This is a genomic window from Microcystis sp. M090S1 (genome assembly GCF_020246295.1).
Taxonomy (GTDB): Bacteria; Cyanobacteriota; Cyanobacteriia; order Cyanobacteriales; family Microcystaceae; genus Microcystis; species Microcystis aeruginosa.
Genome location: NZ_JADBTF010000381.1, coordinates 1 through 7976, shown reverse-complemented (window position 1 = coordinate 7976; position 7976 = coordinate 1). Strand labels below are relative to the sequence as shown.

The window sequence follows — 7976 nt, the reverse complement described above, 5'->3', positions numbered from 1 at the left end:
GTCTCGGATTTCGTGGTCTAGGTACTTTTAATTGAGCTTCCTAATTCCTGTCTAACGAGACGATAAACTGTTGTATAGCTGACGGAAATTTCTCGAACGACCGAGAGCCAAAAATAAATGGTTCTTCGTTACTTGGTATGGTTCGATAGGGGGGCATAAATCGACTAAATCCTTATCTGGTAAGAGACTTAATTGATTAGTTCGCTCTAGATCAAAAACAATTGACAAAAATCGCTAAATGCCTTTCTATATAAGGGTTCCATCCCTTATAACCCCCGTCCATTGCATAACACAAACCGAAGAGCCAGAAAACCTAAGCCACCTAACGGTGAAGTTAGGTGTACTTTCACAACTGATATCTTTAAGAACGCTTTTCTGGGTTCTAATATGGACCTAGGAATCTCTCTCCATTGAAGTGAATCATGTGATCGGGCTGATCAGCTACCCAAACTTCTGTTTCCCAGGAAATTTCAGCAAGATAACGAGTCATTTCCCTACGACTGGGAAAAGCAGTAACAAAGACAAGACCCTTACAGCTTAATTGAAAAAGTTGCTTTAGTTCATTGTGGCGTTTCAAATTCACTGGACCATGACTCGTCACCGCTTCTATAAGGACAAGCCAATCTTGGTATCTATGATAGATAACAAGATCAGGCATTTTCCCGTGAGGATCTAATTCAATCCCCATTTCTCGGAATTTTTGTGTTTCGTTGATTATAAATTTATCACCAGCATCGCCAATATATAGAACTACGCCCCCTGGCGTAAATCTTGGACAAAAGCTTTCTAAGATGTCTTTAATTAAAATATTTTGCCCACCTGATGAAAGCTGAATCGCCCGACCATCGGGTAAGGTTATAGGAATCATGGGCAGATTTCGATTCCTGGCTTGCAACCAATTAGTCACTGAAACCGCATAATTTCTACGAGCTTCTTCCCACTGCTCAGAGCCATAAACTTGAAGCAGTGATAACGCTTGCCGATCAAGTTGGTAGCACCACCTAGGGCTATTAATTGGTCGGTCTGGTTTGTCTGGATTCTGAACCACCAGTCCCATCTGCACAAATTGATGCATTGTCTGTTTTCGAACAGTTTCGCGTGTGTTTGGTGCATATTGTTTTCCGTAATGATCACGGAACCAATCCATCATTTCTGTAATTCCGCGTTTTGGTGCAGTAGCTTGGCTCCAGGGTTTATCAGGTTGAATATCTGCTAACGCAAGTAAGCATAGTGCAGACCTTTCATTCTGTTGCGCTCTAGGAGCAGAGATAGCCTTGAGAATTGTCAGTGCTTCTTCGATTCGTTTGTTTGCTTGAACTGCGGCACTTGCTTCATCCATAATTGATAGAACTTCATGTACAACTTGATCGATTTCTTCTTGGTTTAAGTCATTGTCCCCAACTTGAACTCCTATTTGGATTAAGTCATTTTTACATGGATACTTAACCCTACGAAGGTCGGTAGCATTGACTTGTGTATTTCCACTAAATTGACGAAAGTAGCTATCAAATAAAGTTGAATTAAGAAATGCGGCTAACCCTTTAGCTACATCAGGAGGCATTCCTCTGCCTTTAGCATGATAATAATTAAGATGATTTTCGACACCTAGAGATTTTGAACCAATAGGAGAACACACAGCAGCAACAACACGACGCTTTTCTTCTTTGGATGAAAAACGTTTTGTCAAAACATACCAGCCAGGCTCAATTAACCATTTTTCTGTTTCGTTATTTTTTTCTACCGCAATGGGCTTGCGGGGATTATCAGGAGGAAACACTACTTTCCTTACTTTTACAGATTCTGGATAAAGTAGGGGAACAGTTCTATCACTCAAATGGTTTCTTAAAGACGATTTCAGGCGAAAATCAACAACTGGACCAGTGGAAACTTCTAAGCCTATCTCATCCAATGTACAGGGCATTTTATTCATTTGAACTCTCAAGGAATTCTTGAGAGAATTTGTAACAATATGAATAAACTGTTCAGAATCATTCGGCTCAATCACTTCGTCATAGGGGGTATATCTAGATTCTGAAATCTCGTCTAATGCCATCTCAGAATTACTGGTTATTTTTACAGTGCTAGGTTTTTGTTTAGATCTTAGGGCGTGAAAAATAATATTTTCCTGTAATACCTCATCTTCTGAGAAGGTTGCTGATCTACTCTCAAATATATGGATTTTATCTAGTTTCATATATTCTAGGAAGGCTTTTCGGAAAGGGCGAAAATACTTGCCATTGCAAAAACTTCTCGGCGTAATCGCAACCACTTCGCCATCGTCTATAAGTTGTACGATGGCAAGCCAAACAAATGCGCTGTAGAGATTTACAGTATCAATCCCAATACTTGCAAGAACTTTCTTTTCTGCTGATTGGCTGTGAATCTTCTTATAAGGTGGATTCAGAATCGCATGAGTAAAGCCTGGAACTACCTTCTTAAAGAGTGGCAAGTTCATTTCACTACTAGCTTTGATGAAATTCTCCCCCCGCAAGCAATAATCTGCTTGAATTCCTTTTCCGTTCAAAGCGGCACAGCATTCTGTGAGGGTTTGATTTAGCGAGGGGAAGAAGACTGGTTCGACTTCATATGCTGTAATGCTGCAACTACTAACCTGATCGGGGTTTGCCAGTAACCGCTCTACTACAGCAGCAGTTAAAGTTCCAATTCCAGCCCCAGCATCTAGAAGGTGAATATGACCAGACAGGTTGTTGAATTGTCCTGCCATGAAACGCGCAACAGTTGCGGGGGTCAAGAACTGACCCAACTGACTACGCTGTTTCAAGTTCAATCTTGAAGAGTAGTAGACTCTGGCTATATCAGCAGAATCAGTAAGGAACGTTGCCATCTGGTCATCTAGTAGCAGTTATGAATCAATACCACAGAACTCCTTCCCGGTACACCTAACTATCAATTATACCGCTCCCTGCGGTCCCACACCCTCCTCTGTCCTACTTCCATCAGTTAAACACCCCCTCAATTTGGGCATAATTACCGCATTTCTACAGCCAAACGTCTAGTGGTCTGTCAATCTTGAAATTGTGGATAGGGGAATGCTGCCAAATTATCCGCTCCCAATCCCTCAAAATCATCTTGACAGACCCATAGAATCGCCCTTAATTTTTGTCAATTGTCGGTTCCTAACTATATTCTTCTCCGACACTGAGGTTAAAGAGCATTTGCAGGGACTGTAAACAGCGCTTACGCGCTTCGATATCCTGTTGGGCGCGCAGTTGTACCATGGGTTCGTGAAGGATTTTATTGACGATACCGCGGGTCATTGCTTCGATAACTTCTTGGTGTTTTTCGGCGAATTCCGTCCCCAGACGGGAGAGGGCCTTTTCTAATTCCTGTTCGCGAATATCTTCAATTTTGCTTCTTAAACAGCTAATTGTCGGTACAGTGTCCAAAGAACGCCACCAAAGCTCGAAAGCTTCCACTTCCTGCTCTAGGAGTGCCTCTGCTTCCCTGGCCATCTGACGGCGACTTTCCTGATTGGCGGCAACCACCGCTTTGAGATCATCGACGTTAAAAGCTTGCACTTGTGCCAATTCCTTCACGTCGGTATGGACGTTGCGGGGAACGGAAATATCGATTAACATCAGGGACATAGCAGTAATCGTCACTTCTGTCAATAAAGTTTTAGTTAAAATTGGTTCCGTGGCTCCGGTACTGGTAAAGACGATATCCGATGCCGCTACGGTAGTCATCATCTCTTCTAAGCCATATAGTTGCAGCGGTAGGTTAGGAAATTCACGGGCCAACTCCTGGGCCCGTCTTTGGGAGCGATTGACGATCGCAATTTGCTGAGAACCCTTAGCCAGAAGGTGAGTAACTAATAATCGGGACATTTTCCCTGCCCCGATAATAGCGATTTTCTTGCTGCTGAGGTCTGCCACCTTAGCATGGGCTAACTCCACCGCCGCCGAACTGATCGATACGGCTCCCGTGCCGATGCTGGTTTCCGTGCGAACGCGTTTACCGGCAGTCATCGCTTGTTTAAACAAGCGATCGAGTAATTGACTAATAGTATTGTACTTTTGAGCTAATTTATGGGTATTTTTAACTTGCGCGAGAATTTGCCCTTCACCGAGGACAAGACTTTCTAAACCGGCCGACACCCGCAGCAGATGACGGACAGCATCCTGATGCAGCAGGGTAAACAGATAACGACGCAGGACATTAAGGGGAATATGCCCGATTTCAGCGAGAAACTGGGTAATTTCTACCACGCCCTTTTCCGTATCCGTAACCACGGCGTAGATTTCCAAACGGTTACAGGTGCTGATAATCGCCACCTCTTGGATATGGGGATAACCCTTGAGGTGGGTAAGGGCGGACTCGATTTTCGCTTCCGGGATACTCAATTTTTCGCGAATTTCCACAGGGGCTGTCTTGTGACTCAAGCCCACTACAGCAATATTCATTTATGTTCTCCTACAAATGTTGCTCAGGCTACAAAAATTATTGATAAAGATCAGTGCGTTATGTCTCTAATTGTTGCAATTTAGTCCCCATCGGGATGCAAATAAAAGATGTTTGAAAAAAAACTTTATATATTTTTACCAATGGGGGCGAGGTGAGCCATGCCCACCCCACCGGGTCAGGGAATTATCTCAGTTGAATGTATTTGGGTCGGTCGAACAGGTGAACGGTATCGACAAAGCGAGCGGTTTTCGATTGGGTGGAGATAACCAAGCTTTGGGTACGAGCGCCACCATGGAAGAAGCGTACCCCTTCCATCAGGGTGCCGGGGGTGATACCACAGGCGGCAAAGAGGACGGTTTCGCCACTGGCTAATTCTTCACAACCGTAAACGCGATCGGGATTGGTGATGCCCATTTCTTGCAGACGAGCGATATTACCCTCTCTGCTTTCGCCGATTAAACCGGTTTTGACCACTTCGGGATCATAGATTAATTGTCCCTGGAAGTGACCGCCTAGACAACGCATAGCCGCCGCCGAGATTACCCCTTCCGGAGCGGCACCGATACCCATGAGAGCATGAATATTAGTTCCCGCAAAAGCGCAGGAAATAGCGGCCGATACGTCACCATCGCTGATCAGACGAACTCTGGCCCCAGCGTTGCGGATTTCTTGGATTAATTCCTTGTGACGGGGACGATCCATAACTACTACCACCAGTTCTTCGATCGAACGATTGAGACAATCGGAAAGGACTTTCAGGTTTTCCGTCGCCGATTTATTAATATCCACATGACCTTTAGCTGCCGGGGGAGCGGCTAATTTTTTCATATAAAAGTCAGGAGCGGCGAATAACCCACCTTTTTCGGAGATAGCTAACACGGCCATAGAACCATTTTGACCGTAGGCAACCAAGTTAGTGCCTTCGCAGGGATCGACGGCGATATCGATTTCGACTAATTCGTCGGGATTACAATATTGTTTGGCATCAACTTGGGTACAGATACCCACTTCTTCGCCAATATAGAGCATGGGAGCTTCGTCTCTTTCCCCTTCTCCAATAACGATGCGACCGCGCATATGGATTTTATTCATCCGTTCGCGCATCGCTTCTACAGCGACGTGATCGGCGGTATTTTTTTCGCCTTTACCCATCCACTTCGAGGAGGCAATGGCAGCCTGTTCGACCACTTCGATAATTTCTAACCCTAGCGTACTTTCCACTCGATGATCCTCCCTACAGCTGATCTATATTTATCTAGTGAGTTTGTTTCCTTAACAGTCAAAAGTCTATCACCAGACGGGGATCATTCTTAAGTTTTTATGCAGATCATCTGGAGGAGACTGGTATAGCTAGGGAGTTTTTGCCAGCACTGTCCCCTCCATCTCCGTTATTGAGACCTGGATCGCTGATTTCGGCGTTAAACGACGGATAAATTCTAGGGGTAAACCGTCTGTATCGGCAATAAAGGTGACTTCATAGACATGATCGCCGATCATCTGTTGTTGGGGTGGCAAAAGAATTTTTAAAGGTTGATATAAATCGGCATCCTCTTGATGAGCTTGCTGAAAGTTATTTGTTAATTTTTCTAACCATTCTGGTAAATTGCTGACATTTTCTGTTAGGTCAAAAGACAAGTGATAATAACCCACATAATGCTGATCGCTAAAGGCATCGGGGGCGGGTTTCGGTTGAGGAATTTGGATTAATTCGATGCGTCCGTTTAACCCCGTTAGCCAACAGGCCAAAGTATAACCCGTGGTGAATCTTTCCTCTAGGGTAAAACCGAGAAGTTGGTAAAAAGCGATCGCCCGATGGATATTAGCGGTGCGGATAGAAGCATGGTGCATTTTCAGGAGAAAGAATTATGAAGTGGGGAAGTGGGGAAGTGGGGAAGTGGGGAAATGGGGAAGTGGGGAAATGGGGAGAGTAAATAAAAATAATCTCCTGCCTCCTATCTCCTGACTCCCGATGGCTATTGATTAATCAAAAAGACGAAAATAGGGATAACGTTTGGGAACCCCCGGTTCTTTTTCCAGATCAAAATTAATTACATCCCAACAGGGTTCACCGGGAGCATCGGGGCTAAATTCTACTGGTAAACCGTAGAGACGGGGAATAGTGGCTTCACCCGGTCCATTACCGCGCCAAGTGGTGTTACGTTCTAGGTAGGAACTAACTAAATCGCGATAACGGTTGGCAATAATTACTTTAGTCGCTTTAAATCCTTGAGTATAGAGGCGATCGAGTGCTTCGTGAATCTCAAAACGAATACCATCCGGGTGAGTGTGTTGACGATACCACTCACCATTCCAGAGTCGCCAATGCCGTCCTGACTGCAAGTGAACCAACTCACCCGTTTTGGGATCGGCTTCAAAAGCCCCATGGCGCGGACACAAATAGGTATCCGTCAAAGTGAGGGCGGGGATTAGCTGCCGACAGTGAGGACAATGGATATCGGGGCCAAAAACAGGGTATTGTAAACTTGCATTGATCATGGAAGAACCTAAACTAAAAATTGCTATCTTTGTACCAATAATCCTATCCATATTATACCCAACCAAATTGGACGGGTATTCTCTTTCGACTTTAGTGTAGATCCTTTCATGTCTTTAGATAACTTAAGATCAACTTCTAATTTCTGGCCGCTTGTCGATGTCAGTCAAGCGGCTTTTATCGCCCCCAATGCCACGGTAATGGGCGATATTTCCCTAGCTGTCGGGGTGAGTGTTTGGTATGGGGCGGTATTGCGCGCCGACGTGGAACGCATCGAAATTGGGGCCTATACTAATATCCAAGATGGGGCGATCCTACACGGAGATCCAGGCAAAATTACTATCCTTGAAGATTACGTTACCATCGGGCATCGGGCGGTAATTCACGCAGCCCATATTGAACGCGGTTGTTTAATCGGCATTGGGGCAGTGATTCTCGATGGTGTGCGCGTCGGGGCGGGTAGTATTGTCGGGGCGGGTAGTATCGTCACAAAAGATATACCACCGCGATCTTTAGTGGTGGGTATTCCCGCTAAACGCGTCCGGGAAGTGTCGCCACAGGAGGCTCAAGAGTTGATCGAACACGCCGAGCGCTATGCTAAACTTGCCCTCGTTCATGCGGGAAAAGCTACTGATACTGGATTCCCAAAACGGGCGGATTAGGGTATAAATATAAAATGAGAATTAAGTAACAATCTTTTAAGTGCTGACCGAGGAGAAGGAAATCTATGGACTGGAGAGTGTTGATCGTTTTAACCCCTTTGCTTATTGCTGCCGGCTGGGCTGTCTTCAATATCGGCGCTGCCGCTATTAGACAAGCTCAACAGTTTCTCAGCAAACAAAGTTAATAATAGTTTATACTTCTTAGTAAAACCGACCGCCTAGGCGATCGGTTTTTAATTTTTCCTTATGGGGCGATCGCTGATTGGGGTGTGGGGTGAAGGGTGTAGGGTGTAGGGTGTGGGGTGTAGGGTGTAGGGTGTAGGGTGTGGGGTGTAGTGTGTGGGGTGTAGGGTGTAGGGTGTGGGTTGTGGGGTATTGGTGAGCATATTGTCGGT

General features: G+C 45.1%; 8 protein-coding genes and 1 pseudogene. 2 read left to right on the top strand and 7 right to left on the bottom strand.

The annotated features are described in order from the left end of the window. Positions 1 to 51 precede the first annotated feature (51 nt). The 6 genes and pseudogenes from IM477_RS23435 to IM477_RS16820 all read right to left on the bottom strand — a co-directional run bounded on the left by IM477_RS23435 (position 52) and on the right by IM477_RS16820 (position 6921). Positions 52 to 240, bottom strand: a pseudogene (locus tag IM477_RS23435) (hypothetical protein). A 142-nt stretch (positions 241 to 382) separates the two neighbouring features. Further along, on the bottom strand, positions 383 to 2845 hold the full coding sequence (locus IM477_RS16840) for a BsuBI/PstI family type II restriction endonuclease (RefSeq protein ID WP_002757967.1): 2463 nt from the start codon (positions 2843 to 2845) through the stop codon (positions 383 to 385). Between the two features lie 292 nt (positions 2846 to 3137). Further along, complete coding sequence (locus IM477_RS16835; RefSeq protein WP_287732711.1) at positions 3138 to 4424, bottom strand: glutamyl-tRNA reductase; 1287 nt, start codon at positions 4422 to 4424, stop codon at positions 3138 to 3140. Between the two features lie 184 nt (positions 4425 to 4608). Beyond that, positions 4609 to 5646: a class II fructose-bisphosphatase gene (gene glpX / locus IM477_RS16830; RefSeq protein ID WP_287732710.1), complete on the bottom strand. Its 1038-nt coding sequence runs from the start codon at positions 5644 to 5646 to the stop codon at positions 4609 to 4611. Between the two features lie 129 nt (positions 5647 to 5775). Beyond that, positions 5776 to 6273 carry a VOC family protein gene (locus IM477_RS16825; protein ID WP_287732709.1) on the bottom strand — a complete coding sequence of 166 codons (498 nt, stop codon included), beginning with the start codon at positions 6271 to 6273 and terminating at the stop codon, positions 5776 to 5778. 132 nt (positions 6274 to 6405) lie between these two features. Continuing rightward, positions 6406 to 6921: a TIGR02652 family protein gene (locus tag IM477_RS16820; RefSeq protein ID WP_287732712.1), complete on the bottom strand. Its 516-nt coding sequence runs from the start codon at positions 6919 to 6921 to the stop codon at positions 6406 to 6408. A gap of 108 nt (positions 6922 to 7029) precedes the next feature. Between IM477_RS16820 and IM477_RS16815 the strand changes: the two genes are divergently transcribed. After that, the gene (locus tag IM477_RS16815) at positions 7030 to 7581 is read left to right on the top strand and encodes a gamma carbonic anhydrase family protein (RefSeq protein ID WP_002798512.1); all 552 of its coding nucleotides are present in this window, start codon (positions 7030 to 7032) and stop codon (positions 7579 to 7581) included. 65 nt (positions 7582 to 7646) lie between these two features. Then, positions 7647 to 7766, top strand: coding sequence for a photosystem II protein Y (locus IM477_RS16810; protein ID WP_044035004.1), 120 nt, complete (start codon positions 7647 to 7649; stop codon positions 7764 to 7766). A 16-nt stretch (positions 7767 to 7782) separates the two neighbouring features. Here the strand turns inward: IM477_RS16810 and IM477_RS16805 are convergent. After that, positions 7783 to 7976: hypothetical protein (locus IM477_RS16805; protein WP_287732708.1), on the bottom strand; the 194-nt coding region annotated here is incomplete at its 5' end.